1 pseudogene is annotated in these 359 nt (G+C 41.5%); it reads right to left on the bottom strand.

The features are described from left to right. A pseudogene (locus ACVC08_RS00240) lies at positions 1-359 on the bottom strand (hypothetical protein); the annotation flags it as partial.

Below are 359 nucleotides of genomic sequence, written 5' to 3'. Positions count from 1 at the left end.
CAGGTGCAGTAAATGTTGGTGCAATATTATCGGAAACGGTAATGGTTTGTGTTTGTTCTGGCGCAGTATTACCACAGCTATCTGTTAATGTCCATGTTCTGGTGATAATAAATGATCCTTCGCAAGTTCCAGCGACTACAGTGTCTGTGTAGGTTGCGTTTAGCGTTGTAGAACAGTTATCTGCTTCGTCTGTAACATCTCCTGTAATGTTTACTCCGGCATCGTAGTTACATGATGCATCTGTAAATATCTCAATATCTGCAGGTGCAGTAAATGTTGGTGCGATATTATCAGACACCGTGATGGTTTGTATTTGTTCTGGCGCAGTGTTACCACAGCTATCTGTTAATGTCCATGTT

The sequence above is a fragment of the Pontimicrobium sp. MEBiC06410 genome (genome assembly GCF_053601615.1).
The sequence above is the reverse complement of the archived record's forward strand: the minus strand, read 5'-3'. Positions and strand labels throughout refer to the sequence as shown.